This is a genomic window from Methylobacterium sp. P1-11 (genome assembly GCF_008329595.1).
Lineage (GTDB): Bacteria > Pseudomonadota > Alphaproteobacteria > Rhizobiales > Beijerinckiaceae > Methylobacterium.
Genome location: NZ_NPKS01000012.1, coordinates 1 through 19,019 on the forward strand (window position 1 = coordinate 1; position 19,019 = coordinate 19,019).

17 protein-coding genes and 1 tRNA gene are annotated in these 19,019 nt (G+C 71.1%); 9 read left to right on the forward strand and 9 right to left on the reverse strand.

Annotated elements, in window-relative coordinates; genetic code table 11:
- Positions 1-650: 650 nt before the first annotated feature.
- Positions 651-1,310, forward strand: a complete 660-nt coding sequence (locus CIW48_RS13625) for a DUF1353 domain-containing protein (protein ID WP_173009263.1) — start codon at positions 651-653, stop codon at positions 1,308-1,310.
- Positions 1,311-1,534: 224 nt separating this feature from the next.
- On the opposite strand, the gene CIW48_RS13630 is transcribed toward CIW48_RS13625, so the two are convergent.
- The 7 genes from CIW48_RS13630 to CIW48_RS13660 all read right to left on the reverse strand — a co-directional run bounded on the left by CIW48_RS13630 (position 1,535) and on the right by CIW48_RS13660 (position 6,322).
- Positions 1,535-1,626, reverse strand: a tRNA-Ser gene (locus CIW48_RS13630).
- A gap of 12 nt (positions 1,627-1,638) precedes the next feature.
- A complete protein-coding gene (locus CIW48_RS13635; RefSeq protein ID WP_246695239.1) occupies positions 1,639-2,499 on the reverse strand; it encodes a glycosyltransferase family 2 protein in 861 nt (286 codons plus the stop codon).
- Entirely contained in the window at positions 2,496-3,764 is a 1,269-nt protein-coding gene (gene lysA, locus CIW48_RS13640) for a diaminopimelate decarboxylase (RefSeq protein ID WP_149311264.1), read from the reverse strand. The genes CIW48_RS13635 and lysA overlap by 4 nt, the downstream gene beginning before the upstream one ends.
- A gap of 168 nt (positions 3,765-3,932) precedes the next feature.
- Complete coding sequence (locus CIW48_RS13645) at positions 3,933-4,277, reverse strand: lipoprotein (protein ID WP_149311265.1); 345 nt, start codon at positions 4,275-4,277, stop codon at positions 3,933-3,935.
- 140 nt (positions 4,278-4,417) lie between these two features.
- A complete protein-coding gene (locus CIW48_RS13650) occupies positions 4,418-4,720 on the reverse strand; it encodes a 3',5'-cyclic-nucleotide phosphodiesterase (RefSeq protein WP_149311266.1) in 303 nt (100 codons plus the stop codon).
- A 144-nt stretch (positions 4,721-4,864) separates the two neighbouring features.
- Positions 4,865-5,575 carry a hypothetical protein gene (locus tag CIW48_RS13655; protein ID WP_149311267.1) on the reverse strand — a complete coding sequence of 237 codons (711 nt, stop codon included), beginning with the start codon at positions 5,573-5,575 and terminating at the stop codon, positions 4,865-4,867.
- Positions 5,576-5,701: 126 nt separating this feature from the next.
- The gene (locus CIW48_RS13660; RefSeq protein WP_149311268.1) at positions 5,702-6,322 is read right to left on the reverse strand and encodes a DUF1134 domain-containing protein; all 621 of its coding nucleotides are present in this window, start codon (positions 6,320-6,322) and stop codon (positions 5,702-5,704) included.
- Between the two features lie 233 nt (positions 6,323-6,555).
- On the opposite strand from CIW48_RS13660, the gene CIW48_RS13665 reads away from it, so the two are divergent.
- On the forward strand, positions 6,556-7,062 hold the full coding sequence (locus CIW48_RS13665) for a YHS domain-containing (seleno)protein (RefSeq protein WP_246695240.1): 507 nt from the start codon (positions 6,556-6,558) through the stop codon (positions 7,060-7,062).
- Here the strand turns inward: CIW48_RS13665 and CIW48_RS13670 are convergent.
- Together CIW48_RS13670 and CIW48_RS13675 are read right to left on the reverse strand one after the other, a co-directional pair.
- Entirely contained in the window at positions 7,043-7,915 is an 873-nt protein-coding gene (locus CIW48_RS13670) for a 3'(2'),5'-bisphosphate nucleotidase CysQ (protein ID WP_149311270.1), read from the reverse strand. The genes CIW48_RS13665 and CIW48_RS13670 overlap by 20 nt on opposite strands.
- 73 nt (positions 7,916-7,988) lie before the next feature.
- On the reverse strand, positions 7,989-10,943 hold the full coding sequence (locus tag CIW48_RS13675) for a bifunctional [glutamine synthetase] adenylyltransferase/[glutamine synthetase]-adenylyl-L-tyrosine phosphorylase (RefSeq protein WP_149311271.1): 2,955 nt from the start codon (positions 10,941-10,943) through the stop codon (positions 7,989-7,991).
- Positions 10,944-11,396: 453 nt separating this feature from the next.
- Here CIW48_RS13675 and CIW48_RS13680 point away from each other — a divergent pair, with 453 nt between their 5' ends.
- The 7 genes from CIW48_RS13680 (at position 11,397) to CIW48_RS13710 (ending at position 18,880) form a co-directional block, all read left to right on the forward strand.
- Complete coding sequence (locus CIW48_RS13680; protein WP_149311272.1) at positions 11,397-12,107, forward strand: histidine phosphotransferase family protein; 711 nt, start codon at positions 11,397-11,399, stop codon at positions 12,105-12,107.
- 101 nt (positions 12,108-12,208) lie between these two features.
- Positions 12,209-14,965: a hybrid sensor histidine kinase/response regulator gene (locus tag CIW48_RS13685; RefSeq protein ID WP_149311273.1), complete on the forward strand. Its 2,757-nt coding sequence runs from the start codon at positions 12,209-12,211 to the stop codon at positions 14,963-14,965.
- 64 nt (positions 14,966-15,029) lie between these two features.
- Positions 15,030-15,548, forward strand: a complete 519-nt coding sequence (locus CIW48_RS13690) for a chemotaxis protein CheW (RefSeq protein ID WP_149311274.1) — start codon at positions 15,030-15,032, stop codon at positions 15,546-15,548.
- Positions 15,549-15,559: 11 nt separating this feature from the next.
- Positions 15,560-15,952 (forward strand): response regulator, encoded by a 393-nt coding sequence (locus CIW48_RS13695; protein ID WP_149311275.1) that lies wholly within the window; start codon positions 15,560-15,562, stop codon positions 15,950-15,952.
- 72 nt (positions 15,953-16,024) lie between these two features.
- Positions 16,025-17,236 carry a chemotaxis response regulator protein-glutamate methylesterase gene (locus CIW48_RS13700; protein ID WP_149311276.1) on the forward strand — a complete coding sequence of 404 codons (1,212 nt, stop codon included), beginning with the start codon at positions 16,025-16,027 and terminating at the stop codon, positions 17,234-17,236.
- Positions 17,233-18,096: a protein-glutamate O-methyltransferase CheR gene (locus CIW48_RS13705; protein ID WP_149311277.1), complete on the forward strand. Its 864-nt coding sequence runs from the start codon at positions 17,233-17,235 to the stop codon at positions 18,094-18,096. The genes CIW48_RS13700 and CIW48_RS13705 overlap by 4 nt, the downstream gene beginning before the upstream one ends.
- A 247-nt stretch (positions 18,097-18,343) precedes the next feature.
- Positions 18,344-18,880 carry a hypothetical protein gene (locus CIW48_RS13710; protein ID WP_246695241.1) on the forward strand — a complete coding sequence of 179 codons (537 nt, stop codon included), beginning with the start codon at positions 18,344-18,346 and terminating at the stop codon, positions 18,878-18,880.
- The last annotated feature ends 139 nt before the right edge of the window (positions 18,881-19,019 follow it).

Here is a 19,019-nt window from a genome sequence, read left to right on the forward strand (position 1 = left end):
GATGCCGAGTCGTGCGCACAGCTCTTGGATCGGCACGGGCACCGGAAGGTTCGGCTCGGCCTGTAGGATGCGTTTGACGAGCGCCTCCGGCGTGCCCGCATCCACGAGGTCCACCCTGCTGACCGACATCCGCGCAGCCCCTTCCCATCCCTGAGCCGATCCATCAGGCCGCCCCGCGCCCGCGATCCCGAGACCGGACTGTGGAGAGCTTGTGCAGGCGGTAACCCAACTGCGCCATCGCGAGCGAAGGCCATACTGACGCGGCTCGGCGGTACCGACGACCCCGACGACATCAGTGAGGCTGAGATTGTAGCTGCGCTCGCCGAGCTGGCGCGGCGGCGAACACCCGGTCGGTCAGCCTATCTCAAGAGCGTGAGGCAGCGGAACTGAGGTCGGCTACTGAGGCTACGTAAGGCGGAGTAGTAGGGTGCGCGGATCGAACCATTTTCTCAGCCGCTCACCGCCGGATTGATCCTCGGCACCAATGTGCGCGACCGCGAACTCTATCAACGCACCCAACTGGGTTGGTTCATCACGGGTCACAGAAGGCTTGCTCGCAACAAGGCTGGATGCGACCGCGTCCCCTATTTGAGGCATGCGTCCCCACGCGCGCGTTATGGTCAAGCTTGCGGCAAACGGGGGGATGGGCGGTGACCAAGGGCCAAAGTACCAGAGCCCCCGAGCGGGGCCGCCAATCCGATCTCGCGCGCTTCCTTCGCCGCAGCGTGGCAGTCAGCCTGAGCGCGGCTGCGCTGGCGGGCTGCGCGACTCTTGCACAGCCGGGACCGGGCGGACGGCTGAAGGGTAAGCTCATCGTGCAATGGGTAGGCGAGAACCGGTTTGCCTACCTGCCGGACCCGAAGGACCCGCTCACCTTCGTGACCACCGACAACCGAGCCATCATCCCGCAGCCGATGTACACCGATGGCGGCTCGATCCCGCCTATCCTCCAGCCCATCCCTGGCTTCTCGCCCTGGGGGTATGGACCGGCCTACATCGTTCACGACTGGCTGTTCGAGCAGCACCGCTGCGGCTATCCTGGCGCGGACCAGATCAGCTTCGACGAGTCTGCGCGCATTCTGGGCGAGGTGATCGACACGCTGATGCGCGAGGGCATGGTTCCGCAGAATCCCCAGGCTCGCGGGCTGATCGAGGCGGGGGTGCGGACATCCTTCGGGCGCCGGTTGTGGGACGCACCTCCAACCGGGACAAACTGTCAGACGCCAGCCGTGGTGAGCCTGCGCCGGGCTGCTCCCGAGGGGCCAACCGTTGTCCAGATCGACTTCTCACGCCCGCGGCGGTTCCGCTAGGCTCTGAAGCGGATCAGCGTGGCTGCCTAGTGCCGGCTCTCAACCCGACTGCACGCCAGATCCGCCTAGCGGGGCGGGGCGTCAGCCCTTGCGCGCGAGGCCATTGGCCGTCAACGTCCGAAACGGATCGGTACAAGCCGATTCACGATGTGGGTTATAAAGTGGGGTCACGGCCTCGGTTGGGCCGAGTTTCCTAATTGTATCAGTGGTTTCTGCCACTAAAGTGGCGGAGACGGAGGGATTCGAACCCTCGATACCCATTTCTGGGTATGCTCATTTAGCAAACGAGTGCCTTCAGCCGCTCGGCCACGTCTCCGGCGCTCTGGCTCTAGAAGGTCGGATCCGGCGGGTCAACCCGATCCTGGCGGGTTGCGGCCGCGCGGCGGCGCTCGACATGCTTGGCGACGCGCAGATGCCGCGAGATCGCGTAGTTCATCGCCGTCAGGAAGCCGTAGGTACCGCGCACGAAATGGCGGCGGCCGAGATAGGCCTTCAGGAAATTGCCCGGCAGCTCAACGAACACCCGCCAAGTCGGAATCACCACGCCCCGCATCTCCAGGTCGTCCGCCTGCTGGTCGGAGTAGCGGTTCAGCTTGTCGAGCTGGTCTCCGAGCGAGCGCACCGAGAAATGGTGGATCACGCCCCTGAGCCGCCCCGGATTCACTCCGGGTTCCAGCGCCACCCGGTCGTGGACCGGCGAGGCGGAGTAGCGGCCCCGGTCCTTCCGGTAGAGCCGGACCGGCGTCAGCGTATAGGCGAGCGGGTGAGGACGGCCCTCGCCGGGAAAGATCTCCGCGATGCCGATCCGCCATGCCGGCCGGCGCGGCTCGCCCGCGGCCCAGAGGGCCCGGATTTCCCGGACGAGATCCTCCGGCACCACCTCGTCGGCGTCCAGGTTCAAGAGCCAGACGTGCCGGCACTGATCCTCGGCGAAGCGCTTCTGCGGGCCGTAGCCCGGCCACGGATTGTGCAGCACCCGCGCGCCGAGCGATTCTGCGAGGGCCTGCGTGCCGTCGGTGGAGCCCGAATCGACCACCACGAGGTCGTCCGTCAGGCCCTGGATCGCCCGGATGGTCGCGCCGATCCGGTCCGACTCGTTGTGGGCGATGATGAAGACCGACAGCGGCAGGCACTCGCCGGATCCCGCTGCCGACGCGGATGCGGAACTGCCCGCGGGAGCGCGGCTCACGCCAGCCAGTCCGGCACCCGGTCCAGGGCGATCAGCGCGTCGACGTCGAGGCGCGGACGCACCACCGCTGCCCGCTCCCCCCTTACCAGAACCTCCGGCACCAGGGGACGCGTGTTGTAGGTGCAGGACTGCACCGCGCCGTAGGCGCCGGCGCTCATCACGGCGATCAGGTCGCCGGCCGCTACCGTCGGCATCTCGCGGTTGAGGGCGAGATAGTCGCCACTCTCGCAGACCGGGCCGACCACGTCGGCGACGAGGCGCGGCGTCTCGGGGCCCGGCTCGATGACCGGGCGCAGGCCGTGATAGGCCTCGTATAGGGTCGGTCGGATCAGGTCGTTCATCGCCGCGTCGACGATCACGAAGGTGCGCCCCTCGCTGTGCTTCACGTAAAGCACCCGCGTCACCAAGATCCCGGCATTGCCGACGATCATCCGGCCAATCTCGAAGACCGGCCGCAGGCCAAGGGGAGCGAAATGCGGCCGCAGGGTCGCCGCCAGCGCGGCCGGATCCGGAGGCGGCGCGTTGTCGTCGCGGTAAGGTATCCCGAGGCCGCCGCCGAAATCGATGTGGCGCAGGGGATGGCCGGCCGCCATCAGCTCCCGGGCGAGGCCGGCGAGCAGCCGGGCCGCGTCGGCGAAAGGCGCCAGGTCGGTGATCTGGCTGCCGATATGCATGTCGACGCCGTGCACCGCGATTCCCGGCAGGGCGGCCGCGGCGGCGTAGACCGCCGGCGCCCGGGTGATCGGGATGCCGAACTTGTTCTCGTACTTGCCGGTGGAGATCTTGGCATGCGTGCCGGCATCCACGTCGGGGTTCACCCGGATCGAGACCGGGGCCTTGAGCCCGAGGCCCATAGCCACCTCGGACAGGACCGCGAGTTCGGGCTCGCTCTCGACGTTGAAGCAGAAGATGCCGGCCTTGAGCGCGGCCTCCATCTCGGCGCGGGTCTTGCCCACGCCCGAGAACACGATCTTGCCGGGGTCCACCCCGGCCGCCAGCGCCCGATGCAGCTCGCCCCCCGAGACGATGTCCATGCCGGCGCCACGGGCCGCGAGTGTGCGCAGCACGGCCTGGTTCGAATTCGCCTTCATGGCGAAGCAGACCAGCGCGTCATCGGCCGCGAAGGCCTCCGCGAAGACGCGGTAATGGCGCTCCAGGGTGGCGGTGCTGTAGCAGTAGAACGGCGTTCCGACCTCCGCGGCGAGACCGGTCAGGTCAACATCCTCGGCGTGCAGGCGGCCGTCGCGATAGTGGAAATGGTGCATCTCGGCCGTGTCTCGTCGGCGCGCCGGAGCGCGGCCTGTTTCCCGTGAAACATTCCGCCGCAGGCCGGAGGAGCCTACGCCCGCGGCCGGATCCGACCGGGTCACTGGGCGCGGGGGCACCACGACGGCGTGCCGGCGGTGCTCGCGCACCGTGCCGGCCTCAGCCCTCTACAGCAGCGGATCCAGAATGAAAGGCTCCTTCGGCACACGGTAGCCCCGCCGCGCGCCGCGACTGGTCTCAACCGGCGCCTCGGTGCCGCCGGGCGGCACCGCCGCCACGGAGAGTTCGTCGCCGGCGCGCACCGAGGCCGCATCCGGCTCCGGGGCGCCGCCGCCGAGCCCGATGGACGCCGGCAGGGTCCGCCGCCCGGTCGCCGCGTCCGGGCCGGTTTGCGCGGCGGCCGGTGCCGCCGTCTGCGGCGGTTCCAGGGCGCCCCGCCGCCCGCAGGCGGAGACCGCCAGGGCCACGAGGCCGGACAAGGCGAGGAGTTTCAGGGCGGGCTTCGACAACATCGCGCGAGGGTCCGGCGGGCTCGGCACCGGCACGCGATGGCCGGCGGGACCGCTACCTTAGCCGTTGCCGCGCTCCGGCGCGAGCGCGCGTCCGCCACAGGCCAGCTTGGCCCGCGGCCGCGGGCTCTTGCCCGGAGCCGTCAGCCGCGCCGCTCCCGGGCGCCCTGCGAGCCCTGACGGTTCTTGCCGGGGGCGTTCTGCTCCTGCTCGGCCTCGTAGGCGTCGATCGCCCGGCGGCAGTTCTCGCTGAGCTTCTTCCAGTTCTTCTGGAAGCACGCATCGGTGGCCGGATCGTCGGGGGCCAGATTGCCGCAGTAGGTCAGATAATCGCCGGTGCAGTACTTCTTCAGAGTCTCGTTGCCGCGCTTCGTCTGCTGCGCCGCTGCCGGCAGCGTCAGGACAACGGCCGTCGCGACGGCGAGGACGATCGGCTTCAGGCGCATGGCTATCCGTACCATCTATCGAAGTTGTGAATGCAGAACGCGTCGGCGTTGCGATGATGCCTTTGCGTGGTCGAAACAAGGCAGTCGTCGCAGGTTTTCAGTTCCGTTTCGGCGGCCAAATGCCCGTCTCGGAGGCGGATCCGCTCACACGCGCTCGGGCTGCGGCATGGGCGCGGCGACGCGTGGCATCCGGCCCGGACTTGCGAGGGCGTCGGCGACCTCGACGATTCGCCGGCGCAGATCGGCGTTCTCGCGCTCGATGCCGGCCTGCCGGTCCGGCTGCCTGTCGGCCAGAGCCAGAGCCAGAGCCTCCTCGGCCGCCTTCAGGCTCGCACGCAGATCGTCGCGTTCGGCTGCCAGCGTTGCAGCGTCGGGGGTCGTGGCGTCCGGGGACGCCGCCGGGGCAGCAGCCTGCCGAAGCGCCAGGAGGCTGTCGAGCAGGTCGGCATGGGCATCTTCGAGGGTCTGGAGGGTGGCCAGGCTCGCGCTTCCGTCCTCGCGGGCGGCCGCCAATTCGGCCTCGAGCTCCCGGGCCTTGGACTGGACCTGAGCGATCTCGGCATCGCGGGCCGCGACGTCGCGCGCCAGGGCGGCGGCCCGCATCGTCCCGGCCCCGATCGCCGCCATATCGGCCTGCCGCCGCGCCTCGACGGTCTCGACCCGGCGCTCCAGGCGGCGCTGCTGAACGGCGAATTGCGCGCGCAGGAAGTCGCGTTCCGCGGCGATCTCGGCCGGCGACAGGGGCAGGCGCGCCTCGGCCCGGCGCCGCTCCAGACGCGCGGCACGCGCGTTCAGGGCCGGCAGCAGCAGGAGGCCGCACAGGCTCGCCGCCAGGAAACCCAGCGCGAAGATCATCACCGTTTCGATCACGAGGGTGCAGCCCGCGCATCCGGCCGGAAGACCCGACCCAATCCCACTCTAGCCCAGGTTGGCCGCGGGGGTGAAATCCTGCGGCACCCGTCAATCAGAACGCGTTCCGGATCAGAACGGGTTCCAAGTCGGCTCACGGGTGAACTTCAGATAGCCGACATTGATCCCGAGGCGCGCACCGACGCCGCTGCGGATCGGCACGACGATGACCCGGTCGTTGACCACCGCGGTCATCCCGAAACCGCCCACGAGATAGGCCGAGCCGTCGACGCCGGCGAAGCGGCGGTACAGGTCGCGCACGTTGGGCAGGTTGTAGACCAGCATCATGGTGCGGGCGCCGTCGCCGCCGACGTCGAAGCCGAGGGACGGGCCCTGCCAGTAGATGCGCCGCTTGCCGGCATTGCGGGTATAGAGGGTGCCCTCGCCGTAGCGGACGCCCGCCACCACAGCGCCGCCGCCCTCCTGGCCGAGGATGTAGCCGTTGGGCTCCCCCCAGCGCCGGCCCGCCTCCTCGACGGTGAGCGCGAGGCCGCGCGACACGGTGCCGAAGAACCGGTGGCCCGACTCCACGATCTCGCCGGGTCGGAAGGTCTCGGGCGTGTCGAGATCCTCGCCCGCCGCCAGGGCCATCCCTGCGGTGCCAAGGCTGGCGAGGGGGGGACCCAGCGCCAGACCGAGGCCCACGCGCAGGAGGGTGCGGCGGTCGGTGCCGCGATCGTCTCGTGCCGTCATCGTTGCCTCCTCGCCCGGTTCGATTAACGGTTCGTGCGATGGACCTGTGCCGCGCCCGTCCCGCCGCGTCGGCGACCCGAACCGGACAGGGCACCGCCATCCATCCGGTCCCTCGTCCTGCGGACTCGGGTGGATGAGTCGGACCAGCTTCTGAGGGAATCCGCAAGATGTGGTTAACGCGCCCTGAACCCGCATCCGGCGCGGCGCGTGGACCGCGGCCGGGGCGCGCGATCATGACGGGGGCGGCACTGGTGACGGCGCTGGCGGCCATGCTGGCCCCTTGGCTGGCCCCTTGGCCGGGGGGCGGCTCCGGCCTCGCAGCGGCTGAGGTCGCTCTGCCGTCCCGGACGCGGATCGAGCTGCTGACGCTCAACGGCTTCGATCCGGTCAGCTACTTCCTGGAGGGCGGGCCGGAGGCCGGGACGGCGCGGTTCGAGCTGTCCTGGGGCGGCCGGGTCTGGCGCTTCTCCAGTGGTGCCAACCGCGAGGCCTTCCGGGACGATCCGCCGGCCTACGCCCCGCGCCTCGGCGGTTACGATGCCGCCGGGGTCCTGGAGGGCCGGCTGGTGGATGCCGATCCGCTGGTCTTCGCAGTGATCGGCGAGCGCCTCTACCTGTTCCGGAATTCCGAACGGCGGGCCCGGTTCCTGGCGGAGCCCGGACTGGCCCGGCAGGCGGAGGCGGCCTGGCCGGGCCTGCGTGCCCTGCAGGACGTCCCGCCTACCGATGCGCCGCGCTGAGCGGTGCGGTCGCCCTGCCGTCCGCGCAGGTCGGCAGGGCGAGGTGCGGCGCCAGGGCCGGATCGCCCAGGGCCGCGAAGGGCCCGTTGCGGTGGTCGGGGCCGTTCTGGCCGTAGCGGATCGGGCCGCCCCCGGGCACCACCACGCAGCCTCCCGCCGCCGCGACGATGTGGTCGCCCGCGGCGGTGTCCCATTCCATGGTCGGGCCGCAGCGCACGTAGATATCCGCCTCGCCGGCGGCGATCAGAGCGAACTTCAAGGCGGATCCGACCTGCCGCGTCTCCGCGATGGGCAGCGCCGCGAGGCAGGTGGCGGTCTCGGAATCGCCGTGCCGCCGGCTGCCCAGGGCGACGAGGCCCGCCGCCGGTACCGGCCGCGCACGAACCGGCCGCCCGGCCCCCGGTCGATCCGCAACGACGGGGGCCTCCAGCGTCGCCGCCCCCGCCCACCAGACCCGGCCGAGTCCCGGGGCCGCCAGCGCGGCGGCCACCGGGCGGGCGCCGGACACCAGCGCGATGTTGACCGAGTAGTCCGGCGTCCCGGCGAGGAAGTCGCGGGTGCCGTCCAGGGGATCGACGAGAAAGAAGAGATCGGCCGGGCGCGCGGTGTCACCCTGGGCGCGCTCCTCGGCCACGACCGTGATGCCCGGGAAGCGCTCGGCGAGGGCGGCGACGATCAGGTCCTCCGCCTCGATGTCGGCGGCGCTCAATGGTGAGCCGTCCGGCTTCAGGGCGTGGGGGCAGGGGCCCCGGTGATACCGGCGCAGGATCGTGCCCGCCGCGCAGGCGATCTCGGCGAGCGCCGCGGCAATCCGCTCGCGCTCCGGCCCCGAGATCGTTGCCGCGCCCGTCATGATCCCTCCCGAGATTGCCCTGAATGCCCGAGCAGGGGACGAATGTCGACGGCTTTCGGCACGGGGTGCTTCGTCACCCGCGCTCCGGCGGTCCGTCGACAGGGCGCGGCCGCACACGCCGCCGGATCCGCGCCAGCAGGGCCTGGCTCCGGCGGCGGTGGCGCCGCAGCTCCGCCGCCAGGCTGCGCGCGTCCGGGAGGCCCACGGCCTTGGCGATCTGCCGGGAAGCGGTCTCGGACGGTTCCGCGGCGGGATCAGTCATCACGAGGCGCTGCCACTGATAGACGGCGTCGAGGAACCCGTAGGTCTCGGCGAGGGGCTCGCCCGCCGCCGCGGGAAGGACGCCGCGCGCCGCCGCCTCCCGGAAGAGGGTCTCCGCACCGAGGCCGATGCAGCCGGGCCAGTCATGGGCCTGGCTCAGCACGATGGCCTGAGCCAGGAAATCGAGGTCGAACAGCGCGCCCGGCGCGAGCTTCAGGTCGAAGGGGCCGGCATGGCCCCGCTCCTGGGCGACCAGCGCCCGCATCGCGCCCGCCTCGGCGCACACGGCGGCCGCCGCGCGCGGCTGCCGGAGCACCGCGGCGATCTCGGCCGTGACGGCCGCCGCCAGGGTGGCGTCGCCGGCCACGACCCGGGCGCGGGCCAGCGCCATGTGCTCCCAGGGCTCCGCCTCGCCGCGGTGATAGGCCGAGAAGCCGCTGAGCTGAACCGCTGGCGGGCTGTGGCTGCCGTAGGGCCGCAGCCGCAGGTCGACCGCGTAGAGCCGCCCGCGTCGCGTCGCCGTGGTGAGCGCCGCGAAGACCCGCTGCGCCAGCCGATTGTAGGCAACCACGGCGTCGAGGGGGCGCCGGCCGTCGCTCGTGCGGTTCTCCGGGTCGAAATCGTACAGGAAGACGAGGTCGAGGTCGGATTCGGCGCTGAGCTGCCGGGAACCGAGGCGGCCCAGGGCCAGGATGCAGCAGCGGCCCTGCGGCACCGCCCCGTGGTCCAGGGCGAACCGGCGCTCCTCCGCTTCCAGGCTCAGCGCCACCGTCGCCTCGGCGATCGCCGTGTAGGCCTCACCGGCCTGGCGCGGGGTGAGGATACCCGACAGGAGGCGGGCCCCGGTGACGAAGGTCATCTGCCGCGTGGCGTCCCGGCAGCGGTCGAGGCCCTCCTCGTGGCTCGCGGGCTGCCCCAGGAGCGCCCGGTACTGCGCGCGGACCTGGTCCGGATCCGTGGTCGGCGTCACGAAATCGGCGTCGAGCACGGTGTCGAGGACGTGCGGGCTCAGGCCCACCGTGTCGGCGAGGCGCGGCGCCGTCCCCAGGATGTCGGCGAAGAGCAGGCGCAGGCGCTCGTGCGAGCGCAGGATGGCGAGGAGTTCCGCCACCGCGGGCATCCGCGCGAAAGCCCGGTCGAGGGCGAGCAGCGCCGCGTCCGGGTCGGCGGTCCCGCCGAGCGCCCGCAACAGGGCCGGGAGAACCTCGGCGAGGATCTCCCGGGCCCGGCCGGTCCGCAGGGCCGGGCGGCGCCCGAGATGCCAGCCCTGGACGGTCCCCCAGGCCAGGGGCGGATCCCGGAACCCGAAGGCGCCGAGCCGCGCCAGGGTCTCGGGATCCGGCTCGCTCTCACCGAAGACCAGGGCGGCTCCGTCCGCGCCGGCCTCCGATCCGGCCTCGAACAGGAGAGCGTAGTGCGCCTGGACGCGGCCGGCATGATGGAGCAGGGCCGCCTCGAAGGCCGGCAGGTCTGGGAAGCCCGCGAACAGGGCCAGCGCGGTCAGCGCCTCGGTCCCGGTGGGCAGGCGCTGGGTCTGCTCGTCCCGGATCATCTGGATCCGGTGCTCGAGGGTGCGCAGGAACGCGTAGGCCGCACTCAGCTCGTCCCGGGCCTGCCCGTCGATCCAGCCCTCCGCGACGAGTTCGGCGAGCATCGCGACGGTGCGGCGGCCCCGTAGGGCGGGCTTGCGGCCGCCGAAGACGAGCTGCTGGGTCTGGACGAAGAACTCGATCTCCCGGATGCCGCCGCGGCCGATCTTGATGTCGTGGCCGCCGACCGCGATGGTCTCGTGGCCGCGGACCATGTGGATCTGCCGCTTCAGGGCGTGGATCTCGGCGATGGCCGGGAAATCGAAGTGCCGGCGCCAGATGAATGGCGCGAGTTCCGCCAGGAACGCCGCGCCGGCCGGTATGTCGCCGGCGATCGGCCGCGCCTTGATGAAGGCCGCGCGCTCCCAGTTCTGGCCGAGCGTCTGGTAATAGTCGAAGGCGAAGCCAGTGGAGAGCGCCACCGCGGTCGAGCCCGGATCCGGCCGCAGCCGGTAGTCGATGCGGTGGACGTAGCCGTCGGCGGTCCGGTCGGCCAGGAGCTTCACCAGCCCCTGCGCGAGCTTGACGAAGAAGGGCTTCGGATCGCCGCCGGTCGCCGCGGCGGCGGGCTCGGCCTCGTAGAAGACGACGAGGTCGATGTCGCTCGAATAGTTCAGCTCGCAGCCGCCGAGCTTGCCCAGACCCAGGACGATCAGGCCGGACCCGTCCTGCGGCGTCTCCGGATCCGCGGGCCGGTACCGACCGGCCGCGATTCCCTGACGGAGCAGCGCCTCGACCGCCGCGCTCACCGAGGCGTCGGCGAAGGCCGACAGGGCCCGGGTCACCGCGTCGAGGTCCCAGCCGCCGCCGAGATCGGCCAGCGCGACCAGGAGGGCGTGTTCCTCCCGGTTGGCGCGCAGCCGCCGGCCGACCTCGGCGAGGTCGGGAGTCGCCCCGCAGGCCGTGCCGACCGCGCGCTGCCGGGCGATGATGGCGTGGCTCGCGGCGTCCGGCGGCTGCTCCAGCAGGGCGACGAGCCGGTCCGGCGACCGGGTGGCCGCCCGCCAGAGGAAGGGCGAGTGGTCCGCGAGGCCGAGGAGCAGGTCCCGGCAGGGTGGCGTCAGGAAGCCGGCCGGGAGGGCTGGGGCGATCTCGGCGAGCCGGGCCTGCGCGGTGGCGGGATCGGCGAGGCGGAGGCGGGGGGCCAGGGCTTCCCGCAGGGTCGGGGCAGGTTGCATCGGGCCTTCCCCGCGTCAGCGTGCCTGCCGGGCGTCGCGCCCGGGGATCCACCGGCTGGCGGCGGCCGATCCGTTCCAAGGATCGATCTCGTGTCTCATGCCGCATCCTCCCTGGCGCGACGGGGCGGCATCATAGCCGATCCGGGCCGCCGCTGTCCGGCCCCGCGCGCATGATGTCTTGCGCCGGGTTCCGACGCGGAATCGGGAGGCGCCCGGCCCTCCGTCCTGTTCGGTAACGCTTTTCAAAGCCGGCCGTGGCGTCTATCCGTGCGGACCGGTCGTCGCCCCCGGTCCGACCCGCAGGCCGTGTGGGATTCCTTCGGGCGACTCGATCGCCGCAGGGGCGGCCGAGAACTGGGCGGCCGAGAATCGGGCGGCCGGGAACCGGCAGCCCCAACCGGGTCCCCGGCCCGCAGACGTCCGCATTTCAGATCCGCCCGCCCGGAGCGCACCATGTCCTCCCCGACCTCGCCCACCCTGAATCTCGACGGCCTCGACCTCGCCGCCCTGCTCTGCTCCCGCGTCTGCCACGACGTGATCAGCCCTGTCGGCGCGATCGTGAACGGGCTCGAGGTCCTGGAGGACGACCAGGACGAATCGATGCGGACCTTCGCTCTGGAGCTGATCGGCAAGAGTGCCCGTCAGGCCTCGGCGCGGCTGAAATTCGCCCGCATCGCCTTCGGGGCCGCGGGCTCGGCCGGTGCCTCGATCGACCTCGCCGACGCCGAAAGCGTGGCCAAGGGCATGTTCTCCGACGAGAAGACCAAGCTGACCTGGAGCGCGCCGCAGGCCCTGTTCCCGAAGAACAAGGTCAAGCTTCTCCTGAACCTCGTGATGGTCGCCACCTCGGCGATTCCCCGGGGCGGCCTGATCGACGTCGTCGTCTCCGGCGATGCCGAGGCACCCACGCTCGTGCTCAAGGCCAAGGGCTCGCACGCCCGCATCCCGCCCCATGTGGAGGAGTTGATGGCCGGAAGCCCTGAGAGCGGCACCGTCGATGCCCACGGCATCCTGCCGTTCTACGCGGGCCTCGTGGCGCGGGCCGCCGCCATGGATGTGCGATTCGCCATCGATGGCGATGAAGTGACTATCACCGCCGCACCCACAGTGATCAGCGTGCCCGAAATTCCTGGCGGCGAGGCTTCGGACACGGCGCTGGCCTGAAATTCTGAAAAACCAAAACGCGGGGCCGATGGAAACGCTTCCCTAACCCCGCGCCAGTAAGTAGGTTGCGCGAGACCTTCTCCGCGTAACGAGTAGCGACTATGGACGACCTGCTTCGCGAGTTTCTGACCGAGAGCGGGGAGCATCTCGACACGGTCGATGCAGAACTGGTGCGATTCGAGCAAGATCCGAACAACGAGACGATTCTACGGAACATTTTCCGTCTCGTGCACACGATTAAGGGAACCTGCGGATTTCTCGGCCTCCCGCGGCTCGAAGCCTTGGCGCATGCCGCGGAAACCTTGATGGGCCGCTTCCGCGACGGGCTGCCCGCCACCTCGGCTTCCGTCACCCTGATCCTGCTCACGCTGGACCGGCTCAAGGCGATCCTGGCCGATCTGGAAGCCACCGGAACGGAGCCCTCCGGCTCGGATGACGACCTCATCTCCGCCCTGGAGCGCATGTCCGAGGGGCCGCACGAGCCCGTGGCCGCCGCCCCGCCGCCGGAGCCGATCCTGCCTGATCCGGTGGTCCGCGAGCTGAAGCCCGGCGAGGTCTCCCTGGAAGATCTGGAGGCCGCCTTCATGTCCGCCCCGGGGCCGGACGAATCCGATTTCCTCGCGCCGCCGGCCCCCGTGGCTCCGGCTCCGACGCCGGCACCCGCCGCTCCGGCAGCCGTCGCCCCGACGGCGCCGAAGGCCGAGGTGAAGATCGAAGCGAAGATCGAAGCGAAGGCCGAACCGGTCGAGGCCGAGAAGCCCGAGCCGGCCCGCGTCGAGAAGGTTGAGGGCGCCGAGGGTGAGACGGCGGCCGCCGCCAAGAACCAGACGATCCGGGTGAACGTCGACACGCTCGAGCACCTGATGACCATGGTCTCGGAGCTGGTGCTGACCCGCAACCAGCTCCTCGAGATCGCCCGCCGGCACGAGGATTCGAGCTACAAGGTCCCGCTGCAGCGCCTGTCGCACGTCACCGCCGAGCTGCAGGAAGGCGTCATGAAGACGCGCATGCAGCCGATCGGCAATGCGTGGCAGAAGCTGCCGCGCGTGGTGCGCGACCTCTCGGCCGAACTCGGCAAGCAGATCGACCTCGTGATGGTCGGCAACGAGACCGAGCTCGATCGGCAGGTCCTTGAGGTCATCAAGGACCCGCTGACCCACATGGTCCGCAACTCGGCCGATCACGGCCTTGAATCGACCGCCGAGCGCGTGGCGGCGGGTAAGCCCGCCCGCGGCACGATCCGGCTTGCCGCCTACCACGAGGGCGGCACGATCACGATCGAGATCGCCGACGACGGCAAGGGCCTGAACCTCGCGGCGATCCGCAAGAAGGCGGCGGAGCGCGGCCTCGCCTCTCAGGCCGATATCGAGCGGATGACCGACGCCCAGGTCGCCAAGTTCATCTTCCACGCCGGCTTCTCGACGGCGGCGGCGGTGACCTCGGTCTCGGGCCGCGGCGTCGGCATGGACGTGGTCAAGACCAACATCGAGACCATCGGCGGCCTGATCGACATCGCCACCACGGCGGGTCGCGGCACCACCTTCACCATCAAGATCCCGCTGACGCTGGCCATCGTGGCCGCCCTGATCGTGCGGGCCGGCGAGCATCGCTTCGCGCTGCCGCAGGTGGCCGTGCTGGAACTGGTGCGGGTCGATGCCGGGGCGCAGCGGGTCGAGCACATCAACGGCGCGCCGGTGCTGCGCCTGCGCGAGCGGCTCTTGCCGATCGTCTCGCTCACCGGCCTGCTCGGGCAGTCGAGCCCGGGCGCGGAGACGGATCAGGCGGGCTTCGTGGTGGTCGCCCAGGTCGGGCGCGAGCGCTTCGGCATCCTCGTCGACGAGGTCTTCCACACGGAGGAGATCGTCGTGAAGCCGATGTCGGTGAAGCTGCGGCACATCCCGATGTTTGCCGGCAACACGATCCTCGGCGACGGCGCCGTGGTGCTGATCGTCGATCCCAACGGCGTGGCCCGTCAGGTGGCGCAGGGCGTCCAGGGCAGCGGCGGCCACATCGACGCCGACGCCGACGAGGCGGTGGAGATGGCCGACACCAAGACCACGCTCCTGGTGTTCAAGGGCGGCCAGGGCAGCTTCAAGGCAGTGCCGCTGTCGCTGGTCACCCGCCTCGAGGAGATCGAGTGCGCCAAGGTCGAGTGGCTCGGCGGCCGCGCGCTGATCCAGTACCGCGGGCGCCTGATGCCGCTGGTCCCGGCGGACGCGGCGATCACCATCAAGTCGGAGGGGACGCAGGCCCTGGTGGTGTTCTCCGACGGCGAGCGCGCCATGGGCCTCGTGGTCGACGAGATCGTCGACATCGTCGAGGAGCGCCTGGACATCGAGATCGCGGCGGACCGGTCGGACCTGATCGGCTCGGCGGTCCTGCGGGGCCGGGCGACCGACATCATCAACATCGCCCACTTCCTGCCGCTGGCCTACGACGACTGGGCGCGCGGCCTGAAGCGGCCCGAGCAGATCTCCACGATCCTGCTGGTCGACGACTCGGCCTTCTTCCGCGACATGCTGAGCCCGGTGCTGAAGGCGGCGGGCTACCAGGTGATCACGGCGGCGAGCGCGGATGCGGCGCTGGCGGCCCTCCAGTCCGATCCGCAGATCGAGGTGGTGGTCACCGACCTGGAGATGCCGGGCCGCAGCGGCTTCGATCTCGTCGCCGCCATGCGGCGCGCCGAGCCGCGTCTCGCCGGTCTTCCGGTGATCGGCCTCACCGGCGCGATCGGTGCCGACGCGGTGGAACAGGCCCGGTCCCTGGCGATCAGCGATCTCGTGGCAAAGTTCGATCGCAGCGGCCTGATCTCGGCGCTGGCCGAGATCGGCGCCGCGACGGTGTCGAAAGCCGCCTGAGCCTCTGCGCCGCCCGCCCCACGCCGATCGCGACGATCGCGACGAACGAATCCGGAGAGTTCCGATGCAGGCTGCCAACGCCAACACCAGCGGCGCCCCCACAAACGGCGTCGAGACCGGCGCCACCGACGACTTCGTCACGGTCTATGTCGGCGAGACGCTGTTCGGGCTGGCGATCGAGCGGGTCCACGACGTCTTCGTGCCCTCGGGCGTGACGCCGGTCCCCCTTGCGCCGGCCGAGATCGTAGGCCTCCTGAACCTGCGCGGCCGGGTCGTGACGGCCATGAGCCTGCGCCGGCGCCTGGGCCTGCCCGACGCGGAGGCCGAGGCGGACGGCACCAAGGCCAGCCCGAAGATGGCGATCGGCCTTGAGCAGGCCGGCGAGACCTTCGCGCTGGTGGTCGACGGCGTCGGCGAGGTGCTCAAGCTCGGGGCCGACAGCCGCGAGGCGGTGCCGATCAACCTGGATCCGCGCTTCCGCGATCTCGCCATCTGCGTCCACCGCCTCGACGGGCGGCTCCTGGTCATCCTCGACGTGGACGCGCTCCTCGGCTTCACGCCCGCCGGCGCCAAGGCGGCTTGAGGGAGAGGTCGATGAAGGCGCCGCACGAGACCACCTGCCTGGTGGTGGACGATTCCGCGGTGATCCGGAAGGTCGCCCGGCGGATCATCGAGGATCTCGGCATGAATGTCAGCGAGGCCGAGGACGGCAGCGCCGCCCTCGAAGCCTGCGCGGCCAGCATGCCCGACGCGATCCTGCTCGACTGGAACATGCCGAACATGGACGGCTACGCGTTCCTCCAGGCCCTGCGCCAGAGCGAGGGCGGGGGCGTGCCGAAGGTCCTGTTCTGCACCACCGAGAATGATGTCGGGGCCATCGCCCGCGCCCTCCGGGCGGGGGCGGACGAGTACATCATGAAGCCCTTCGACCGCGACATCCTGAAGGCCAAGCTCGAACAGGTCGGACTCGTCGCCGACGCGGCCTGATCGCAAGCCTCCCGACCCGCGGCCCTAGCCCCGCGATCCTAGCCCCGCGACCCTGCACCCGAGGCAATCATCATGGCCCTGAGTCCCGCGGTTGCCCCGCTGCGTACGCCGCCAAACCAGAGCACGACCTCATCGGCCACCGCGATCCGGGTTCTGGTCGCCGACGATTCCGCCGTGGTGCGCGGCCTCGTGGCCCGGTGGATCGGCGAGGCCGGGTTCGAGCTCGTCGGCACGGCCTCGAATGGCCGGATCGCCCTCGAGCTGATGGCCAAGCACGACCCGGACGTGGTTCTGCTCGACATCGAGATGCCGGAACTCGACGGCACGACCGCGCTGCCGCGCATGCTCGCCATGAGCCCGAGCGTGCAGGTCGTGATGATGTCGACGCTGACGACGCGCAACGCCGACATTTCGCTGAAATGCCTCGCCCTCGGGGCGGTGGACTACATCGCCAAGCCCGAAAGCAGCCGCGGCGTCACCACCTCGGACACGTTCCGGGTCGAGCTGATCGAGCGCGTCCGCGTGTTCGGCTCGGCCCGCACGCGGACCCGGCGCCCGGCCTCCGCTTCCGCGGGTCATGCTCCGGGCCACCATGCCGCGCCTGCGCCCGTGCCCGCGGCCGCCGCGCATCCGGCCCCGGCCACGCCGCGCCCGGCAACCCCGTTCACGCTGCGGCCCAAGGTCCGCAACCGGACTCAGCCCCGGGCCCTGCTGATCGGCTCCTCCACGGGCGGGCCGCGCGCGGTGGGCGAGATGCTGGAGGGTATCGGCGCGGCCGCCCTGCGGCGCCTGCCGGTCCTGATCGTCCAGCACATGCCGCCGATCTTCACGGCGGTCTTCGCCGAGCACCTGTCCACCCGCACCGGGATCCCGGCCGCCGAAGGCAAGGCCGACGAGCGGGTCGAGCCCGGGCGCATCTACGTGGCCCCGGGCGGCCGCCACATGGGGCTGGCCGCCGGGGCCGGCGGCCCGATCATCAAGCTCACCGACGGGCCGCCGGTGAATTTCTGCCGCCCCGCGGTCGACGTCCTGTTCAAGGATGCGGCGGTGGTGTTCGGCGCCGCCACCGCGACCGTGATCCTCACCGGCATGGGCTCGGACGGGACCAACGGCGCCCGGGCGCTCACCGAGGCCGGCGGCCCGGTTCTCGCCCAAGACGAGGCCACCAGCACGGTCTGGGGCATGCCGGGCAGCGTCGCGCGGGCCGGGCTCGCCGAGGCTGTGCTGCCGTTGCCCGAACTCGCGACGGCGCTGCGCGCCCTGATCACGGGGCAGCCGGCATGACCGAGCTCGAGTTCGAATTCCTGCGCACCTTCCTGAAGCAGCGCTCCGGCCTCGCGCTGACCCCGGAGAAGCGCTACCTCGTGGAGAGTCGGCTGACTCCGGTCTGCCGCCGCTTCGGGCTCGCCAGCCTGGGCGACCTGATCGGCGCCCTGAAGCTCGGCCAGAACGGGGCGATCGAGCGGGCCGTGGTCGAGGCCATGACCACGAACGAGACCTTCTTCTTCCGCGACCGGATCCCCTTCGACCTGTTCCGCGACACGCTCCTGCCGGACGTGCTGGCGCGCAATGCCGGCCGCCGCCGGCTGCGGATCTGGTGCGCGGCGGCCTCAACCGGACAGGAGCCGTACTCGCTGGCCATGCTCCTCCAAGAGGCGGCGCCGCGGCTCGCCGGCTGGCAGGTGGAGATCGTCGCCACCGACCTGTCCACCGAGGTGATCGAGAAGGCCAAGCTCGGGCTGTACAGCCATTTCGAGGTTCAGCGCGGCCTGCCGGTGCAGTGGCTGATCAAGTACTTCACGCAGGTCGGCGAGCAGTGGCAGATCGCGCAGAGCCTGCGCAGCATGGTGGATTACCGGCAGCTCAACCTGCTGCACAGCTTCGCCTCGCTGGGCCAGTTCGACGTGATCTACTGCCGCAACGTGCTGATCTACTTCGACGCCCCGACCAAGTCGGACGTCCTGGCGCGGCTCGCGGCGCAGCTCGCCCCGGAGGGCGCGCTCCTGCTGGGCGCCGCCGAGACGGTGATCGGCCTGACCGACAGGCTCTCGCCGAACCCGAAGCACCGCGGCCTCTACGGCCACGCCGAGGCCGCGGCGCGCCCGGCCGAATCGACGCCGCTGCGCATGGCCGCGAGCCTCTGAGCGGCGCGATCGGGGTTCCCGGTCGCGCCTCGGCTCCGGACGGCCGGCATCCAGAACCACGACGGGGATCCGGGCGATCCCCGAAACGCGGCTTTAAGAACCGCGTGGGTAATTTGCACACGGACCCGTCGCCGGGCGAATCCGGCTCATCCGTGACCCGAGTCCCCTCATGAGTACCGTCTCGTCTACCGCGACGTCGCAGCTCTCCGCGCGGCGACGGTCGGCGCTTCCGTCGCCCACGATCCAGATGCCCGACACGATCGGCAGCGCGCTGTCGGCCGGCACGATCAGCAGCATCGACTCCACGGCGCTCACGAGCGCGCTGAGCAGCATCGATTCGAGCCTTTCGTCGGACAGCTCCGCCTCCGGCAGCGCCACAACCCCGGCCAAGCTCGATCCCTCTTCCATGAAGGACCGGATCGACGGCCTGATTGCCGATCAGGTCAGCAGCGGCAGTCTCACCGCCGACCAGGCCACGGAGCTGAAGAACTTGTTCGCCAGCCACGGCCGGAGCACCCAGAGCGCCGACGCCACCATCGACGTCTCCGGTCCAGACGGCCCGCCGCCCGGGCCCCCACCCGGCTCGCCGCCGGGGAACGCTGCATCCGGAGACACCGGAAGCGGGACCTCGTCCTCCACCTCCGTCACGCAGTCGGCGAAGGACCTGCTCTCGACCTTCATCCAGCAACTCCAGAGCAGCCGGTCGGGCAGCGCCAGCTATGGAGCAAGCGGCACCACCAACAGCAGCACCATCTCGGCCCTGCTGGTCGACTTCCGGAGCTGAGCCGGCATTGCGCGTGCAGCCGGCCGGGGGCGTTCCGCCAGATGCATCGCCCGTCTGCGCGCGGCCGGGGTCGACCCCGGCCGCGCGACGCGGCATCACTCCGCCCTCGCATTGGCGCGACCGGACAGGGTCGGGAGGC